General features: G+C 32.7%; 16 protein-coding genes and 3 pseudogenes. 10 read left to right on the top strand and 9 right to left on the bottom strand.

The features are described from left to right. Positions 1-34: 34 nt before the first annotated feature. Entirely contained in the window at positions 35-1,414 is a 1,380-nt protein-coding gene (locus tag BM350_RS13130) for an aldehyde dehydrogenase (RefSeq protein ID WP_090914656.1), read from the bottom strand. A gap of 288 nt (positions 1,415-1,702) precedes the next feature. Between BM350_RS13130 and BM350_RS13135 the strand changes: the two genes are divergently transcribed. The 5 genes from BM350_RS13135 to nadE all read left to right on the top strand — a co-directional run bounded on the left by BM350_RS13135 (position 1,703) and on the right by nadE (position 6,461). Next, positions 1,703-2,014 (top strand): hypothetical protein, encoded by a 312-nt coding sequence (locus tag BM350_RS13135; RefSeq protein ID WP_090914655.1) that lies wholly within the window; start codon positions 1,703-1,705, stop codon positions 2,012-2,014. Between the two features lie 536 nt (positions 2,015-2,550). After that, positions 2,551-3,327 carry an NUDIX domain-containing protein gene (locus BM350_RS13140; RefSeq protein WP_090914654.1) on the top strand — a complete coding sequence of 259 codons (777 nt, stop codon included), beginning with the start codon at positions 2,551-2,553 and terminating at the stop codon, positions 3,325-3,327. 92 nt (positions 3,328-3,419) lie between these two features. Next, the gene (locus BM350_RS13145; protein WP_090914653.1) at positions 3,420-4,889 is read left to right on the top strand and encodes a nicotinate phosphoribosyltransferase; all 1,470 of its coding nucleotides are present in this window, start codon (positions 3,420-3,422) and stop codon (positions 4,887-4,889) included. Beyond that, on the top strand, positions 4,886-5,590 hold the full coding sequence (nadD, locus tag BM350_RS13150) for a nicotinate (nicotinamide) nucleotide adenylyltransferase (protein ID WP_090914652.1): 705 nt from the start codon (positions 4,886-4,888) through the stop codon (positions 5,588-5,590). Before BM350_RS13145 ends, nadD begins: the two co-directional genes overlap by 4 nt. 49 nt (positions 5,591-5,639) lie before the next feature. Continuing rightward, on the top strand, positions 5,640-6,461 hold the full coding sequence (gene nadE / locus BM350_RS13155; protein WP_090914651.1) for an ammonia-dependent NAD(+) synthetase: 822 nt from the start codon (positions 5,640-5,642) through the stop codon (positions 6,459-6,461). Positions 6,462-6,595: 134 nt separating this feature from the next. Here nadE and BM350_RS26945 read toward each other — a convergent pair whose 3' ends face one another. The 3 genes from BM350_RS26945 to BM350_RS13165 form a co-directional block, all read right to left on the bottom strand. Continuing rightward, positions 6,596-6,757, bottom strand: coding sequence for a hypothetical protein (locus BM350_RS26945; protein ID WP_170857704.1), 162 nt, complete (start codon positions 6,755-6,757; stop codon positions 6,596-6,598). Further along, positions 6,757-7,851 (bottom strand): response regulator aspartate phosphatase, encoded by a 1,095-nt coding sequence (locus tag BM350_RS13160; RefSeq protein WP_090914650.1) that lies wholly within the window; start codon positions 7,849-7,851, stop codon positions 6,757-6,759. Before BM350_RS13160 ends, BM350_RS26945 begins: the two co-directional genes overlap by 1 nt. Before the next feature lie 148 nt (positions 7,852-7,999). After that, on the bottom strand, positions 8,000-8,380 hold the full coding sequence (locus BM350_RS13165) for a VOC family protein (RefSeq protein ID WP_090914649.1): 381 nt from the start codon (positions 8,378-8,380) through the stop codon (positions 8,000-8,002). A 523-nt stretch (positions 8,381-8,903) separates the two neighbouring features. On the opposite strand from BM350_RS13165, the pseudogene BM350_RS13170 reads away from it, so the two are divergent. From BM350_RS13170 to BM350_RS13185, 4 genes and pseudogenes are all read left to right on the top strand, one after another. Continuing rightward, a pseudogene (locus BM350_RS13170) lies at positions 8,904-9,342 on the top strand (zinc-binding dehydrogenase); the annotation flags it as partial. A 190-nt stretch (positions 9,343-9,532) separates the two neighbouring features. Beyond that, positions 9,533-9,805, top strand: a pseudogene (locus tag BM350_RS27545) (phosphotransferase); the annotation flags it as partial. Positions 9,806-9,930: 125 nt separating this feature from the next. Continuing rightward, complete coding sequence (locus BM350_RS13180; RefSeq protein WP_090914648.1) at positions 9,931-11,130, top strand: iron-containing alcohol dehydrogenase; 1,200 nt, start codon at positions 9,931-9,933, stop codon at positions 11,128-11,130. Positions 11,131-11,459: 329 nt separating this feature from the next. After that, positions 11,460-12,230, top strand: a complete 771-nt coding sequence (locus BM350_RS13185) for an LAGLIDADG family homing endonuclease (protein WP_090914647.1) — start codon at positions 11,460-11,462, stop codon at positions 12,228-12,230. A gap of 722 nt (positions 12,231-12,952) precedes the next feature. On the opposite strand, the gene BM350_RS13190 is transcribed toward BM350_RS13185, so the two are convergent. The 4 genes and pseudogenes from BM350_RS13190 to BM350_RS13210 form a co-directional block, all read right to left on the bottom strand. Beyond that, the gene (locus BM350_RS13190; protein ID WP_090914646.1) at positions 12,953-13,366 is read right to left on the bottom strand and encodes a DnaJ family domain-containing protein; all 414 of its coding nucleotides are present in this window, start codon (positions 13,364-13,366) and stop codon (positions 12,953-12,955) included. A 17-nt stretch (positions 13,367-13,383) separates the two neighbouring features. Continuing rightward, the gene (locus BM350_RS13195; RefSeq protein ID WP_090914645.1) at positions 13,384-14,577 is read right to left on the bottom strand and encodes an alpha/beta hydrolase; all 1,194 of its coding nucleotides are present in this window, start codon (positions 14,575-14,577) and stop codon (positions 13,384-13,386) included. Between the two features lie 211 nt (positions 14,578-14,788). Next, positions 14,789-15,274: pseudogene (locus BM350_RS13200) on the bottom strand (dihydrofolate reductase). Between the two features lie 284 nt (positions 15,275-15,558). Next, positions 15,559-16,428, bottom strand: coding sequence for a patatin-like phospholipase family protein (locus tag BM350_RS13210; RefSeq protein WP_090914644.1), 870 nt, complete (start codon positions 16,426-16,428; stop codon positions 15,559-15,561). A gap of 196 nt (positions 16,429-16,624) precedes the next feature. Here BM350_RS13210 and BM350_RS13215 point away from each other — a divergent pair, with 196 nt between their 5' ends. Beyond that, on the top strand, positions 16,625-17,002 hold the full coding sequence (locus BM350_RS13215; RefSeq protein WP_090914643.1) for a PH domain-containing protein: 378 nt from the start codon (positions 16,625-16,627) through the stop codon (positions 17,000-17,002). 172 nt (positions 17,003-17,174) lie between these two features. Here BM350_RS13215 and BM350_RS13220 read toward each other — a convergent pair whose 3' ends face one another. After that, entirely contained in the window at positions 17,175-18,848 is a 1,674-nt protein-coding gene (locus tag BM350_RS13220; protein ID WP_090914642.1) for a ribonuclease J, read from the bottom strand. Positions 18,849-18,880 lie beyond the last annotated feature (32 nt).

Below are 18,880 nucleotides of genomic sequence, written 5' to 3' on the forward strand. Positions count from 1 at the left end.
TTACTTTTGGTTGTCATATCCTATTTCTTTCTTATCACTTAAAAATCTTTCGTAAAATTTTAATTTTGTCCCTATACGGTGGAAATACAAGCCCTAGGTCTATCCTTGAACTTTTCTTTAAAATGCTTTTATGATGTGTAAAAGCATCAAAGCTATGTTTCCCATGATAGGCACCGAATCCTGCACTTCCTACTCCGCCAAAAGGCAAGTGGAGATTAGCCATATGTGACATTGTATCATTGATGCATCCTCCTCCAAAAGAAACTCGTCCTAATACTTGTTTTTCGACGTTTTTATTTTCAGTAAATACATACAAAGCTAACGGTTTGGGATGGTTGTTAATCATACGAATGACCTCATCTAAATCGCTGTACTCCATAATTGGTAAAATCGGTCCGAAAATTTCTTCTTTCATAGCTGCATCATCCCACGATTTTGCTTCAAGAAGTGTTGGTTCAATATATAAATGACTTCTAGATGATTTTCCACCAGATATTATATGACTTTGGTCTTGTTCTAATATAGAAATAAGTCTATCAAATTGTCCCTCATTGACAATTCGACCATAATCATTGCTTTTTGATACATCTGATCCATAAAAGCTTGTGATGACTTCTTTCATTTTCGAAATCAATTGTACCTTAATAGATTTGTGAGCAATAACATAATCAGGTGCAATACAGGATTGCCCAGCATTTATAAATTTTCCCCAGACAATACGTTTGGCTGCTATATCGAGGTTAGCTGTTTCATCGACAATAGCTGGTCCTTTTCCACCAAGTTCTAATGTTACTGGTACAAGGTTTTTCGCCGCAGCTTCCATGACAATTTTTCCAACTTGAACGCTACCAGTAAAAAAGATATGGTCAAATGGTGCGTGAATCAATAAAGAAGTTGTTTCTTTGTCTCCTTCAATTACACGAATATATTGCTTATCAAACGTTTCACTTATTATTTTGTTAATTACAGCCGAAACATTTGGTGCATTTTCTGAAGGCTTGAGAACTACACAATTTCCTGCCGCAATCGCCCCGATAAGAGGTTCCATTATTGATTGGAATGGATAATTAAAAGGTCCAATAATTAGCACTGTACCATATGGTTCTTTTATTATGTAGCTTTTGGAAGGTAAAAAATGAATAGGTGTTTTTACTTTTTGAGGTTTCATCCACTGTTTTAGGTATTTCATTATAAAGTTGATACTGTTAAAGGCGAAACCAATTTCTGCAGCGTATGCTTCAAACTCGCTTTTATGTAAATCTTGATATAATGCGCTCAGCACTTGATTTTCATATTTTCGAATAGCATTTTTTAATTTTTCTAATTGTTCAAGGCGAAATTGTAGACTTCTTGTATGATCATGATGAAAAAATTGTTTATGCTCTTGAATCAGTTGTTGCATATTATCAGCCATTAGGAAATCCCTCCAATAGAAAGAAAATATTTATATACTATGTACATAAGCTACTGTTAAGCCAAGAGTGATTATCTTAGAAATGTTGAAGAATTTAAAACATAGGCTCCATTATTCGAAGATGGTCTTCTTGCCCCTTGTAAAAAAGAGAAAACATTTTAGTGTTTGTAAATGCTAAAAAACAAGGATACAAGGTTGATTGGCGTGAGCTTAGAGCCTAGGATCTTCCAGAGTTATGTAATGTTATAGATAAAATAATTCACGATGAAGTAACATTCTATTTGCAAGATGGTTAATCCTTCTGATATCTGGATTATTTCAGTTCAAGATAAAAATGAAGAAGAGTGGTTAAAAATCATAGATGAAGATTCAGATTTTATCCATGAAGAAATTATGACTTATCGGTGTCAATCTCAATACATTTTAACAAAAATTACTGATCATTCTACGAAAAAAATAGTATTTCATTACACCCCAGACTATGAAAATATTCAAACAGAAAGTAATGTCTTTAATGGGAGTGAAGTATTATTTGTAAAATCCGCTAGTAATGAGGAATTTCCTTTACATATTAAGCATCCAATCATGTCCCAAGCATAGATTTGTAACTCTGTAATAACAAAAAAAGCCCAATTTCTTAATTTAATACTGAGAAAGCGGGCTTTTTAATATTGTAATTTCCTTAACGTTGTAAACCTGCATTTTCCTGACACTCCCCCTATTAGTCTTACAAAACTGTAAGGTATCTGTCATCTTCTTCAATAGCATTTAAAAATATCCAGCTTATATACTAAAGGTAAATTTAATCAAAAGAGGAGTGGGCGAATATGTATGAAGTGATTGAAGAAGTGGTATCTGGCCTATGTGAATTTGTAGTTGAAGTTGCAGTTGACGCCGTAACTAGCATCTTTACAGATTGGAATACAGAGGAAGAAGAAATATTGTAAATTCAAATCATCCATTATATAAAAACAAACGGTGTAAAATTTAAACTAAGCCATATGGGGATTTTTAAAAATTTCTATGGACAAATAAAAATAATTCGTGCATAATTGAATTAATAATTAACCAATTGTTAATTATTAAGAGAAGAGAAATACGTAAAGAAAAATACTAACCGTTTAGGAGGGAGCTAAATGTCAAACCAAGAAGCTTTACAACAATATGATGTTAAAAAATATAAGACACCTGATGGCTATACATCAGATATCGCAGTATTTACTATTGTTACTGAGGAAAAAGAAGAACATAAACCTCCTGTTATGGCTTTGAAATTAATGCTGATAAAACGGGCATTGACCAATTCAGAAGGAAAACCTAATATTGAAGCAGGGAAGTGGGCGTTACCTGGCGGCTTTGTACAGGATGATGAAACGGCGTTTGAAGCAGCAAAGCGAGAGCTAGAAGAAGAAACAGGTGTAGAAGGTATACATATTAAACATTATGGCGTGTATGATAAACCTGGCCGTGATCCACGAGGTTGGATTATTTCTAACGCGCATTATGCAATTGTACCAGAGTATTATTTAGAAAAACGTCAAGCTAATGATGATGCTGCAGAAGTTGCATTATTTTCAATTGATGAAGTCCTGAAATTAGACTTAGCTTTTGATCATAACCAGATCATACGTGACGCAATTAAAGTCATCACAATTGATTTACTTCAAACAACTGTAGCAAAAAACTTCTTACCAAAGAGTTTCACATACTCTGAGCTACAAGCCGTATTATTGACTGTTACTGAAGATCCAGCAATTAAGAGTGGGCAGGCATTTGCGAGAAAAATAAAAACTTTGCCGTTCATTCAAGAAATTACGGGCCAAACGACTCAGCGAACATCGAAAAAATCCGCACAATTATATCGTTTTATAGAGATGGATATAGTGCAACCAATATACACAGCTAGATACTAATTTTTTTAAAATTAATATTTAACAATTTGTTAATTGTTAAATATTATAGATGTATACATACAATATATTTTAAATAATTGGAGGGAATTATAATGAATAATACATATACAGACGATAGCCTAACACTACATACTGACCTTTATCAAATTAATATGGCGGAAACGTACTGGGAAGATAATATGCATAATCGTAAAGCAGTATTTGAAGTATTCTTTCGAAAACTTCCATTCGGAAACGGGTACGCTGTTTTCGCTGGTTTAGAAAGAATTATAAATTACTTAAAAAATTTCCGTTTTACTGAAAGTGATATTGCATATCTTCGCGATGAATTAGGGTATCAAGAGGATTTCTTGGAGTTTTTAAAAGGTATAAAGTTTACTGGAACTGTCCGTTCGATGAAAGAAGGTGAATTAGTCTTTGGGAATGAGCCGATGCTTCGAATTGAAGCACCTTTAGTAGAGGCTCAACTCATTGAAACAGCTATTCTAAACATTGTAAATTACCAAACATTAATTGCAACAAAAGCTTCGCGAATGAAACAAGTAGTAGGAGAACAAACTGCAATGGAATTTGGAACTCGTCGCTCTCACGAAATGGATGCAGCAATTTGGGGTACAAGAGCAGCCTATATCGGAGGATTTGACGCTACATCTAATGTACGTGCCGGAAAACTGTTTGGCATTCCTGTAGTTGGTACACACGCACATGCAATGGTTCAAGCATATCGCGATGAATATACCGCTTTTCATAAATACGCTCGTAGACATAAGGATTGTGTATTTTTAGTAGATACTTACGATACATTAAAATCAGGGGTGCCAAATGCTATTAAAGTGGCCAAAGAACTTGGAGATCAAATTAATTTTAAGGGAATTCGACTAGATAGCGGAGATTTAGCTTACTTATCTAAAGAAGCGAGAAAAATGTTAGATGAAGCAGGTTTTACAGAAACAAAAATTATTGCATCCAATGATCTAGACGAAAAAACGATCACTCATTTAAAATCACAAGGAGCGAAAATTGATATTTGGGGAATTGGCACAAAATTAATCACAGCATTTGATTCTCCTGCTCTAGGAGCTGTTTACAAGCTTGTTTCCATCGAAGATATAAACGGTGAAATGGTAGATACAATTAAAATCAGCTCCAATCCAGAAAAAGTAACTACTCCAGGTCTTAAGAAAGTGTACCGTATTATTAATACGACAAACAAAAAATCAGAAGGAGATTATATCGCGTTAGAGACAGAAAATCCAGCTGAAGAAGATCGATTAAAAATGTTTCATCCAATGCATACTTTTATTAGTAAATTTGTAACGAACTTTGAGGCTAAAGAGCTGCATCACGATATTTTCATAGAAGGCGAGTGTGTATATCAATCTGCATCACTGCAAGAAATCCAGCAATTCACAAAAGACAACTTAAATTTACTTTGGGATGAATATAAACGCGGATTAAATCCAGAAGAATATCCTTTAGACCTTAGTCAAAAGTGTTGGGATAACAAAATGAAACATATTGAGGAAGTAAAACAAAAAGTTGCGGAGATGATTAGAAAATGAAAATAAATGAAATCAAATCAACTAAAAGTATGGAGTACCTTCAAGAATTGAATCCAGAAAAAGATATTAGCGGACTATTAAAAAAAGGGCGACGAATTGGAATATATGGTTCATCATTTGACCCAATTACGAATGTTCATTTGTGGACTGCTTCAACTGTGGCACATCGTAAAAAGCTAGATTATATTATCTTTTTACCTTCTACAAACAAGCGCATTGATAAGAAAATACAAACGACAGGTGATCACCGTGCTAAGATGCTCAGTTTAGCCATACAGGATAATCCCAAGTTCGTTCTGGACACCCATGAATTAAACGTATTACCAGGAAAACATTATACATACTATACAATGAAGCATTTTAGATCTATATTAAAAGAAGCAGAATTGTTCTTTATCATGGGTGCAGACCTTTTAGTAGATATCGCTGATGGAAAATGGAAGATGGCCGAAGAATTGATAAGTGAAAATAATTTTATCGTTATGGCTCGCAATGGTATCGATATGCTCCAAACGATTAGTCGATCCGCTCTCCTGCGCAATTATGATGATGGTAGATTTCAATTAATTGATAAAGGATTAGCTATGGAAATTAGTTCTACATATATACGCGAAGAATTTTCTAAAGGCGGCGAACCACGTTACCTTCTCCCGGATAGCTGCTACTATTACATCAAGGAAAAAGGTTTGTATCAATCATAAGGATTACATTGCATATAAAACTTTAAAAACTGAAAGGGAATGTTTTGAAATGACAACTTTACAACAAAAAATCATGTCGGATTTACATGTATCAGCAGTAATTGATCCTATTCAAGAAATTCGTAAAAGAGTAAATTTTTTAAAGGAGTACGCACTTAAAACAGGAGCAAAAGGCTTCGTTTTAGGAATTAGCGGTGGGCAAGATTCAACATTAGCTGGAAGACTTGCTCAACTAGCAGTAGAAGAACTGAGAACCGAAGGGAAAAATGTAAAATTCGTGGCCATCCGCCTACCTTACGGCGTTCAAAAAGATGAAGATGATGCACAAGCAGCATTACAATTTATTCGAGCAGACGAAGAATTTGTATTTGATATCAAAACGACAGTTGACGCTTTTGCAGAGCAATATAAAAAAGATGCAAAAGAGCAACTTACAGATTTCAATAAAGGAAATGTGAAAGCCAGGGTTCGAATGATTACGCAATATGCGGTAGGTGGGCAAAATGGCCTTCTTGTAATCGGGACAGACCACGCAGCAGAAGCTGTAACAGGCTTCTTTACGAAGTACGGCGATGGTGGTGCTGACATTCTTCCGTTATCTGGATTAACAAAAAGACAAGGAAGAGAACTATTGAAAGCTTTAGACGCTTCTGAAAGATTGTATTTAAAAGTTCCAACAGCTGATTTATTAGATAATAAACCACAACAAGCAGATGAAACCGAGCTAGGAATTTCTTATGAAGAGCTAGATGATTATTTAGAAGGTAAGAAAGTGTCAAAAGAAGTAGCAGAAGCAATCGAAAAACGATATTTAGCTACAGAACATAAACGACAACTTCCTACAACTATGTTTGATGATTGGTGGAAGTAATATATCATCATATTCTCTAACTAGCGGAGACAGATTAGTTCAATAACAAATCAATTAAAGAATGCACATATAAGGCATGTCTTATATGTGCATTCTTTTTATTTTTTAAAGGTCTTTTCATTTTGTAACTTAAATCAAAACGTTTTACCATGTTCTCTTTGAGGATCACTCGATTGTTCCAGGAATGTTTTACCATGTTCTGCTTGGAATGTGTTTGAAGGAGTATATCCAATAATTCCTGTTAGTAGTAAAGTTAATCCAAATGTAATTCCAAAAAATTTAGCTAATTTTTTCATTATTTTAAAGCCTCCTTATCGTGTAGTTTTTGTTCAGCTTCGTGTGACTTATAAAAATATTGACTTGCTTTATCAGGTTGATTAGAAGCATAAAACTTTAAAGCCAATTGTTTAGAGTAGTCATGCACGAACCCTAATAAATCTTCTCGCTCAAAGTATTGAATTCCTTCTTTAATTATTGTTTCAAATGTATTAATTGGTTCTTCTGTATTTAATGCGTGAAGGATGGAAAAGTGATGTTTATATCCAATTACTTGTAAACGGTTACAAATTTCCAATCCTTTTTCAATAAATTTATTTGTTTCTTCAGTGTGACCTAATTTAAAATGTTCTCTTGCTAATAGGAAGGTACATTTATAGTCAGTTTCAGGATCTTCAATGGAAGCAGATAAATTTCTAATAGCGGCTTTAGATAAGTTTTGCTCAGCATATAAGAAACCTAAATTATGTCTAATTTTTAGAGCAAGTAGTGTACTTTTCTTTTTATTAGCAATATCTAAAGCATTTATGAAATATTCTTCAGCTGATTCATATTGACCTAAAGAAGTACATGTAAGTCCTAAAATATTTGTACAACCAGCAATATTAACCTCATATCCTATTGAGTTTTCATAATAATTTTTAGCTTTTGTTGCATAATTAATAGCGACAAGTGGTTGACGAACTTGATAGTAGTATGCAGCAGCTTTGTAGTGAAATTCAGCTCTTTCAGCTTCGTCAGGTATAGTTTTTAATAACTCTTTAGCATTACTAAAGTATTCGTTAGCTTCTTTAAATTTACCAATCTCAGTAGCATGTATTGCTTTAAAGAAATGATAGTAATATGTTAAAGAATCATCAGTTGGTTTTTCGAAGCTATTAATTTTTTCTAACAAAGTATTTGATTCTTTATAATCATTTGTAAGTAATTTATATCTAAATTCTAGTAAAAAGTAGTATAGTAGAATGTTCTGATTTTCCTCAATCCTATCAATTTTCTTGTTTACATCATTTCTAATTTCAAGTGCAAGAACTGTATTTTGACTACGAATTGCATCATACCAATTATTTAATAAAGAAGTAATTTGTTCTAACGTAACTGTTGTAGTCTCCATGGCATAACCCCCCCCTAATATATTTTTATATAATTGTATCAAGTTTTACAATATTTAGGGATTGAGAAAAATATTTCTCAATAAAATACTATTGATTTAAAGAAAGGAGAAAATTTGTTATTTTTTCGTAAGAAGCATGTTGTGAACTTTAGATTGTTATTTCAATCTGATTGCCTTCTGGATCACTTACTACACTTTCATAGTATCCATCACCAGTAAAGCGAGGTTCACTCAATATAGGATAGCCAGCTTTTCTTAATGTTTCCGTTAATCGATTAACGTTATTTTTGCTTCCGACAGAAAAAGCGAAATGAGCATATCCAGTAATTTCATTTTTAGGTTTATTCTTTACTCCTTTCTTTCGCATAATTTCTATACGTGCCCCTGTTTCAAATGTAATAAAATAAGATTCAAATTGTTTTGTTTCATTACGATATAAGTTATTAGCTTTACCTTTAAAATATTTGGTATAAAACGTGCGCATTACTTCTAAATCATTTACCCAAATAGCTATATGTTCAATTTTCATTATCTTCACCTTTCAATTCATAGTCTTATTTTGATTCTCTTATAAAAGAATGGACTATAAAATTCAGTATCAATAAAGTGGCTGCTGGCTTTGTTGGGATTCCATAATAAGTTTATTTAATATATTGTTCAGGATAGTTAAAGGCTATTATAAACTTGTTAAATATGATCCTACAAAAAACTCTCTTTTGAGAAAAGAGAGTTTTTTTGTAGGTTCCAAATATAATTGTATATATTTCAGAATAATAAGTCTATAATTTATTTTTTAGAATTTTATAATTAATCATATTAATTCGGAAGTGGTAGGGAGTTATGAGAACGTGGATTTGTAGAAGATGCAAAACATTATGCACGCTTAAATGTTTATCAAATAGTACCAACTCTATATAAAGATCATTTTGTTGAGGAGAAAAATGTATTTACATAATCCATTTTTTAATTGACAGAGCAGGGTAGTTTAAGACCCGTTATTGAAGAATGAACCATTGTTCTATTTATTCATATTTTTCGTATGATATTAATAAATAGAACAATTTCTTCAACTAAAAGAAATAGAAAAACCCGCTCCTAGGGAAAATGAAATACTGGTAAAAATAAAAACGACAACCGTAACAGCAGGGGATATTCGGTCACGGAGTTTTACAGTTCCTCTCTCTGTTTGGTTGCCTGCTCGAATAACACTTGGTAAAATCTCTGGGAGCCGACAAGGTAATTGATTACACAGCAAAAGATTTTTCTCGTACAGACGAGACTTATGATATTATCTTTGAAGCAGTAAACAAGAGTTCATTTTCAGATTGTAATAAATTGCTAAAGGAGGACGGTACCTATATAAATGTTGTTGAACCGTTGCCAAGCGTTCGAATGCTATGGACTAAATTGACAAGCAGCAAGAAATTAATATTAAGTCAAAATTCACCTGAAACTTCCGAAGCATTAAATTTCCTTAAAGAACTTGTCGACTTATGAAATCAGCAATATTCATTGCGAAAAAATAGGTACAATTCTTGCAACAATACATAAAGCTGATTTTTCGGAGTTAAGTATAACAAATGATGGATTTGATAACGGACAACCTACTAATTGGAATTATTATTTGTAAAAAGGTAAAGAAAATCGTTCAGAATGGGTTAAGTTACTCCTTGAAAATCTCGATAACCTTAGTGAATGGAATTTAAAGGAAATTCGCGCATCTGAATCTCTTTCATCAAATATGGTTATTAGCCATAGGGATTTAGATTCTAAGAATGTTATGTGGAACCAATACAATCCCGTTCTTATTGATTGGGAATCAGCTGGTTATATAAATCCAATGCAAGACTTAATTGAAACGGCAATCTATTGGTCTAAAAATGAAAAAGGCGTCATTGATAAACAAAGATTCCTAAGTTTATTGATAAAGAAAAACAGTATCGTATATATGTAAGTAGTAAAAAAGACATTCATTTTATAGAAAACTCAAAGTATAAAAATAGTATTTTTGGTCTTCTTGCTACTATATTTATAGCTATGTATCTTAATACTTACCAAAAAGGAAAGGTAGGTCTTAATATGTACAAGTTGTATTGTAGATTATATCAAAACACGTTTAAGTTAGTTTCCCACTTTTTACCTTGGCGTGAACCTCAATTATTAACTGGAGAAAATAGCTTAAGTAAACTTCCAATTCACTTAAATAGTATCAATATTGATAGGGTGTTAATAGTGACAGACAAGGGTATTACGTCAATTGGATTATTAGATGAATTTCTTAAACAACTAAAAGAAGCAGGAGTAAAATATTTTATTTATGATAAAACCGTTCCAAACCCTACAATTTATAATATTGAAGATGCACTATCTCTTTACCACGTAAGTAAGTGTCAAGGTATCATTGCATTTGGCGGTGGATCACCGATTGATTGTGCAAAAGGGGTCGGGGCGCGTGTTGCTAGACCGAGAAAAAGTATTCCTGAAATGAAAGGGGTTTTAAAGGTCAGAAAAAAGATTCCACCCTTATTCGTAATCCCTACAACATCAGGTACAGGAAGTGAGGCTACAGTTGCTGCTGTCGTATCTAATAGTGAGACACATGAAAAGTATGCAATTAACGATCATGCACTCATCCCGCAGTTAGCCGTACTGGATCCGATGCTTACAGTTAAACTACCTCCCCATATAACATCAACTACTGGAATGGACGCTTTGACACATGCAGTTGAGGCATACATCGGAAAAAGTAATACAGAAGAAACAAAACAGAACAGTAGAGAGGCAGTTCAATTGATATTTAATAATCTTTATGAATCCTATATAAATGGTTCAAATATTCATGCACGCAAAAACATGCAGAAAGCATCATATTTAGCTGGTGTAGCGTTTACTCGTGCATATGTTGGAAATGTTCATGCTATTGCGCATACATTAGGAGGATTTTATTCCGCTCCTCATGGATTAGCTAATGCTATAATCTTGCCTTATGTTTTGGATTATTATGGAAAATCAGTATATAAACCTTTAGCTGAACTGGCAGATTTAATTGGGATCAGTAACTCATCTGACACCGATGAACAAAAATCAAAAAAGTTTATAGAAGCAATAAAAAAACTCAATGAAGACATGAGTATACCCAAAAAGGTCAGCTGCATTCTTGATAAAGATATTCCTGCTATGGTAAATCAGGCTTTAAAAGAGGCGAATCCGCTCTATCCCGTTCCCAAAATCCTTTCAACAGAAGACATGGTTCGGCTTTACCAAATGATAAAAGAATAAGAATGTTGCTCTTAAACTATTTAATTCTATCCATTAAATAAGTGGAAGGTTTATATAGAAAATTAAAACAAACAAGCTATTATTTTGGAAGACAACTCAACAAATTCTGAACAATTCGGAGTTACCTATTTACTTAAAAGAAAATATTAAACTTGCTGATAGATTAATAAAACTTAATGTTTCTCCTTAATTTATTTATAAATCATAGTTTTATCTCATTTAATTTGTTAGCTATCTTTTTTATTCCCAATAGACAGAACATAAGTTCTTTTCGTATGATAGAGAAGAAGATGTACTCAATTTATATCTGTTGAAAGGGGATAATTCTAATGTGTAGAAAGAGCAGAGGAAGGTCTAAATGTACAATGGAAAAGGGCGAAATGATTAAGTTATATTTAGATGGTTCTAGCACATCAGACATTGCAAATTTGGCTAACGTTACTTCTAGATACGTTCGCATGGTCCTAGCAGATAATAATGTCGAAATGAGAGCACGTGGCAGTTGGAAGCGTAAATATGATATAAATGAAGATTATTTTAAAACTTGGTCTAACAACATGGCATATATTTTAGGTTTTTTCATCGCTGACGGCGTAATAGCTAAGAACTGTCATACAGTTAGTATTTCTCAAAAAGAAAAAGAAATTTTAGAGGATATTAAAAAAGAAATAAAGTCAAACCAGCCATTATGTAAAAACAAAAATACCGATGTATATATGCTAAACTTAAATAGCAAAATCATGAAAAACGACTTAATAGATATACACGGCATTACTCCTTGTAAATCATACGATGTACAATTCCCGTATGTTCCAGAAGAATTTTTACATCATTTTATTAGAGGATATTTTGATGGAGATGGACATGTTAATCCTAAAAAATATTTTGCAAGTTTTGTCAGCGGATCACATCTTTTTATGAATTCTTTAAAAGAAGTATTAATCGCTCAAAACCTCAAACCTAAGTTTATTGATAAAGAAAAACAGTACCGAATATATTTAAGTGGTAAAAAAGACATTCAACATTTTGCAGAATGGATCTATAAAGACAAAGAATTATTTTTACGAAGAAAACGTGAAATTTTTCAACAGAAAAAATAAATTACCTTTCAGTTAGTGTGCATACTCTAAAGAAGCACACTAACTGATTTTTTATTAATAACAGAAAGATAAAGAATAGGGAGGTATCTAACAATACTTACTTAAACTTAGTTGATTTATTTTTTACAGTTGACATAATATAAATTATAGGTAGTTGTGAAAAGAAAGGGGTTTTATATCTCTATAAGCAAGTAAACTATACATTTTGAGATGAAACAGGGATTTTTGAAACAATCCATAACATATTTACATACCGGTTTAAAACTTCATAAATTTAAATACACGCTAAAATTTCATACACAAAATTCATTACATACCGTCGTAAAAATTTTTATGATGAATCCTCACACATAATTTATATTGAATTTCACTGAACATTGTATTTGTGAACTTCTCTTTATTTTATATTCATTTATATCTTAGTTTCTGAATATTCACAGAAGCTTGCTGTATATAAAAATTTTGCATAATTCGGTCTAACCTATCTTTCTTTTATTCAATTTACAATTCTTAGTTAACATAATGTTTTTATGAAACAAAAAAATTCTCCCTTATTATTTTGGGGAGAATTTTAATAATAGTATTGGTTTACTTGCTAAGAGTTTGATCCATATACCCGCTGTCCATAATTAATGATGTTTCTCTGTAATTTTTATGATGTCACATTATGAATATTCTCTTCTATAAAGAACTGTATCAAATTTAGATACCATGCTAAAATATTAACTTGGTATATTTATCTTCATTTTTTGCGCTGACGGCGGACAAGTTAAATTGTACTCATGAATTTTTTTATTAATCATTTCAACCATTGCAACAGTTTCTTCTTTTTCTGTACATGTATGCAACTTTTCCTTTAACGTATCAATCTCTTTCGAAAGCTCAATCCACCTCGGCAATATATGATTATCTTTCATCGTTTTATATAGTTGTTTTTCTGGATTATAAGAGAGACTTTTATCAATTTGCAGTGGCTTCCCTTTTCCTACTAAATCATCAAATACTCCTTCTTTTTGCGATCGTTTAATAATTGAACTAATATGATCTTCGTACGTATATGACCATACTTTTTCATCTTTTACTAAAATTTCTTGTTTCTTTAATGCCTTATCTAAATCTTTTTCTCTATCTTTCATATGCCTCCTCCTTTTTATTATTTCATAGGTATTTTAAATTGTTGTAAGGATACTAATCCCTGAGCAAACTGTTTATGCCACCACAATACATCGTGACCACCAGGAAATTCAACATAGGTACTTTGATATTCTTTTTCTTTAAGTACTTGTGCTAACCTCCTATTTGCTTCTAACAATGATTTATTTTCTAACTCCCCAGCACTCATATAAATATGTAATGGTAATGTGCTGCTTCTTTTAAAGTGATTTTCAATCCAAGGGTGTGATCCTTCGTAATTTTCTTTTTTCCAATGTACAGAACCAGACAATGATAAAACATTTCCAAAGATATCTGGATATTGCAACGCTGCATAAAAAGCTGCTAAACCACCAAGACTGAATCCACCAATTGTTGTATGATCTGGATCTGCATGAACGTGATATCTTTCTTGAATCCAAGGAAGTAGTTCTTTTGTTAAAAACATATTCATTTCCTCGTAAAATGTGAGTTCTGTAAATCGATCTACATGATCAATACCAATTAGGATACATGGCTGAATTTCTTTTGTATGTATAAGGTAATCTAGTGTTGCAGCTGCTGATAACGTCTGCAGCATAGATCTGCCATCAAACATGATAAGAAGGTCATAAGAAGATTGTTCAGGTGAGTAATTATGTGGAGTATATATCCAAAGTTGTCGTTTATTCTTCAATATAGGACTATGAATCTGATATGTTTCTATTTTTCCTTTTGGAATGTGCGTTTGCTGCTTTGTTTTGTCAATCTGCGACGATAGGCCTAGCTCTAAAAAAGACATTGGTTCTGCTTCATGCCCAAACATTTTAGAATTCAATGGATCACACTTATAATTTTCACTTCGTTTTACCCAATCTTGTTCAAAGTTATCATTAATTGAAAAGTAATACGTCGAAACAAACTTTTCTTTTGTTCGAAACGTTTTAAACCATATGTTTGTATGTGAAAGTTTATCCAGTTCATTCTCTTCTATATCCCAACCAGGAAAACTTCCAAATACATATGCGTTTTCGGTTTGTTCATCACCTAACCAAATATATGTAACAAGATCGTACTCATCATCAATTGGATAAGTCTCTACAATAGGTGTTTCTTGGTTCTTTATGCTCTCTAAAAACAATGTAACAGCAGAAGGATTTCCATGATTTAACTGCTTCGCCAAATCATGCATAACCGGACTCATTAGTTTCTTCATTTTTTCCTCCTCTTCTCTTTTCAACTCAATACTTATTTCAGTAATAAATTGATTGTTTCCTTGTTATTTACTGTGGGTATAGTGTCTATTTTGTGAACGAAATTTATATTTAGGACGATTATATAGAATAAAGTATGTTAAAAAAGGTGTTTTCCTGTCTAAAAAACACCTTTTTTAACATACCCCTAGTTATCGGTAGTTCTTCTCGAAATTATTTTATTTTCTCAAATACATGAAAGTAATAATCATAGTGGTTCTTTTCATCTTTAATTCCTTTTTCGACTGACAATTATTTCCACAAGGGATAATCAATCGTTGGGAAGAAACGATCTCCATCAAAAGGAGCGTGAATCTTAGTTATGTACAACCTTTGAATGTAAGGAAGAAACTGCCAATAGATTTCTTCTCCCCCAAGAATAAATACTTCTTCTCCTTCACATTTAGAAAGGGCGTCTTCGATCGAATAAGCTATATGACAACCTTCAGCCTTATAGTCTTTATTTGTTGTTAGGACGATGTTTTTACGACCATCTAGAGGTTTTCCTATTGATTCATAATTCTTTCTTCCTAAAATGATAGAATGGCCCATAGTAATTCTTCTCAAGTATGCCCAGTCATTCGAAAGTCTCCAGGGAAGATCGTTGTCTTTACCAATTACATTATTTTCTCCTACAGCAACCATTGCGGATATTATCATGTTCTCATCTCCTTTACTCCATCTTATCAAAAGTTAAAGCGTACTAACCCAACACGTTTCTATATCATGTTCTTGAATTCTTTTCATCAACCTTTGTATGGCATTATCCGGCAGCACTTTACGCCTTTTCAAATTTTCTTCAGCAGGTTCAATCCAATAAAAATCCAGATTTGTTTTTATTGAATTGTAAAAATACGGTAAATGAAATTAACTTGATTAATATGCTGTTATCCTCTTCCCTTTTTTCAATGTAATAGCCTAATCTTGACAATCATTTTTAATCGCTATTTCTGTTGCTTGTTAAAAGCCAATGACCACTCTTTTAACTGCTCAAATTGATTCTTCGCATCGTTATAACCAAGTTCATATAAATGAACCAATCTTTCTTGATTACGTTCCAATCCACTTACAGGTAATTGCACACTCGGTTGAATTACAAAGAAATTCTCTTTTTGTTCTTCTGAGTAGAGATACGATATAGTATTGTTGTAAATTTCAGAATGCTGAGCAAGGCGATCTGCCACATTCGGATACTGTCTATATAACCATTTTGCAATGGAAGCAAGCTTACTAGGCTGCTTTTTATATCCCGCTGGCTTTGTCATAATCACAACATTTTTTTGATATCCATCCCCCTGCGCTTTCTGAATCGGAATTGGATCAGTAATCCCTCCATCAAGTAGTCTTTTATCATCGTATTCAACTACCGGCGCAATAAATGGTACAGAGCTTGATGCACGAATAATTTTTAAAATATCATCTCCATGTTCATGCTTATTGTAATACACAGCTTCTCCTGTTTCACAATCAGTTGTTCCAATAACAAACTGTTCTGCTCCGTCTTGGAATGTTTGAAAATCAAACGGTACAATTTTATTAGGTACTTCATCAAATAAAAAATCCATGCCAAACAATTCGCGTTTTCGTAAAAAATTTCGAAAAGAAATGTAGCGTGGATCGCTTACAAGTTCTGTGTTTACTTTCTTGTTTCTTCCTTTTTGACGAGACAAATACGTAGCAGCCATACACGCTCCTGCTGAAACACCTATTACATAGGGAAAATACAAATTCTGTTCCATAAAATATTCTAATACGCCCGCTGTATATAGACCCTTCATTCCTCCGCCTTCTAAAACTAATCCGATATTATTCATCTATTGTCCCTCTATCATAAGTTCATTGTGTATAAAAAGTTCTTACACAAATATATTAGCATAAGATATTATGATAAAGTATTAAATCATTTCATTGCAATTACAATTTAATTCTTATACCTAAAAGTAAGAATCTGCTTTTCATTACATGCTACAATAAAAGAGATTCATTCTATACATAAAGGAGGAATTCATAATGGGTTTATTTAGTGGTTTTTTAGGAAATGCATCTGATGCAGATATAAGTGAAGTAAAACGTGATTTACAAGCAATTATGCTCGATGACGAACAAGTAGAACACGCTTATAAGTTGATTCGTGATTTAATCGTATTTACAAATCGCCGTATGATTTTAGTAGATAAACAAGGTATGACTGGTAAAAAGACGGAATATCATTCTATTCCATATAAAAATATTACACAATTTAGCATCGAAACAGCTGGACATTTCGATTTAGATGCTGAATTAAAAATTTGGGTATCAGGCATGCATAATCCAATTACGAAAGAATTTAGAAAAGATGATAGTATTTATAGCATTCAAAAAGCGCTTGTAGCATATACAACAAAATAACAATTGTGTATGTTTATACAAAACAAAAAGTATTAACCCCGTATTTTTTGGAACAAAATACAATGATATTGATTAAAAATACAAAAATAGACTTTTCTATGATAGTCTGTTTTTGTGTTCCATTATCTTTATCTATCCCCTATAGCATATTGCTGTGAAATGAAAAGTTCGTTTAAACTTCAATAATTATAGGAAGAATCATTGGTTTTCTTTTTGTATGTTCGTATAAAAATTGTCCAATGGTTTCTCTTATATGCTTTTTTAGAACATTCCAATTGTTAACGTCCTTCTTTTGTAAATTTTGAATGGTTGTTGTAGCTAATTGATTAATTTCCTTCAAAAAGTCTTCCGAATCACGCACATATACAAATCCGCGTGAAATGATATCTGGGCCAGAAATAATTTTCCCCTCTGTTTTACTAAGAGTTATAACGATAACAAGCATACCATCCTCAGAAAGCTGTTTGCGGTCACGTAAAATAATATTTCCAACATCTCCAATACCTAATCCATCAACATATACATTTCCTGCAGGTATTCGTCTAGATTGATAAGCCACTTGATTTCTTATATCAACAACGTCCCCGTTATTAATAACATAGATATTATCTTTCTTAACACCAACAGATTCTGCTAAAAGGCGATGATGATGCAACATTCTAAATTCACCATGAATCGGAATAAAATATTTCGGCTTCATTAAAGTAAGCATTAATTTTAATTCTTCTTGATAAGCATGTCCTGAAACGTGCATTCCTGTTGAACTCCCAGATCCATAAATCACATTAGCCCCTAATAAAAATAAGTTATCTACAATTCGTGAAACATTTCGTTCATTTCCTGGTATAGGAGTAGCAGCGATAATAACGGTATCTTCAGGAAGAATATCTACCTGCCTATAGCTTCCGCTAGCTAAACGAGCTAAAACAGCCAACGGTTCACCTTGACTACCCGTACAAAGAATGGCTACTTTTTCTGGATCCATTTGATTGATTTCATGCGCTTCAATCAGCATTCCCTCTGGAATATTCAAATATCCCTTCTCTAATGCAACGGTTACTACGTTTACCATACTCCTTCCGAGTAAAGCGAGTTTTCGATTTGTTTTAATCGCAGCATCCACCACTTGCTGTACTCGATTAACATTAGAAGCAAAGGTCGAAATAATTACTTTTCTATGGGCTTTGAAAAATGCCTCTTCAATATGGTTACCTACTAATCGTTCTGATGGCGTAAATCCAGACCGCTCTGCATTTGTACTTTCAGAGAGTAAAGCTAAAACACCGCCTTCTCCAATTTTAGCCATTTTATGAATATCCGGATATTGATTATTGATTGGAGTTAGATCAAACTTGAAATCCCCCGTATGTACAACTGTACCTTCTGGCGTATGAAAGGCAATCCCAAGACAATCGGGAATGCTATGGTTGGTTTTAAAAAAGGTTAAACTTATTTGTCCAAATTCAATAAACGATTCAGAGTCAATAACAAATAAATCAGTTACATTTTCCAGTCTATGTTCTTTTAATTTAATTTCAATTAAGCCTAGTGTTAAACGTGTTGCGTAAATTGGTACGTTCAATTGTTTTAATAGATATGGAATACCGCCAATATGATCTTCATGCCCATGTGTTACAACTAAAGCTCGAATCTTATCTTTATTTTCCTGCAAGTATGTAATATCTGGGATAATTAAATCAATTCCTAATAAGCTCTCATCAGGAAACTTAGAACCGCAATCAATTATGACGATATCGTCTGCATATTGTATTACATACATATTTTTCCCTATTTCATTTACACCACCTAAGGCAAAGATAGATAGTGTATTTTCTGCTGTATTCAAAATCAAAAGCCTCCTTTTAAACATTTAAATGC

The organism is Bacillus sp. 103mf (genome assembly GCF_900116295.1).
GTDB lineage: Bacteria > Bacillota > Bacilli > Bacillales > Bacillaceae_G > Bacillus_A > Bacillus_A bruguierae.